Origin of the sequence: Streptomyces sp. NRRL F-5650 (genome assembly GCF_000721365.1) — a bacterium.
GTDB lineage: Bacteria > Actinomycetota > Actinomycetes > Streptomycetales > Streptomycetaceae > Streptomyces > Streptomyces ardesiacus.
Window position 1 is genome coordinate 1 of sequence record NZ_JOGV01000200.1, and the last position, 233, is coordinate 233.

Consider the following 233-nt stretch of genomic DNA (forward strand, 5'->3'; position numbering starts at 1 on the left):
CACCTGCGCGGCCTCCTGCCGCACCATCCCCAGCAGCAGCGCCCGCTGCTCCGCCTCCGTCAGCCCCGCCAGCCGCTCCCGCAGCCCCGCACCGGCGGCCCCGGCGCTCTCCTCGCCCTCGGGCTCGCCGGTCTCGCGCAGTGCCTCGGCGGCCTCGGGGATGTCCTCGAGCAGGGGACGGCGCCGGGCCATCGCATAACCCGGGGTGAACAGCGCCCAGTCCATGTCGGCCA

At 77.3% G+C, this 233-nt stretch carries 1 protein-coding gene; it reads right to left on the bottom strand.

Going from position 1 to position 233, the window contains the following annotated elements:
- Nucleotides 1-233, bottom strand: a 233-nt coding sequence (locus tag IG88_RS43680; protein WP_037837601.1) for a hypothetical protein, incomplete at both ends; no start/stop codon positions are given.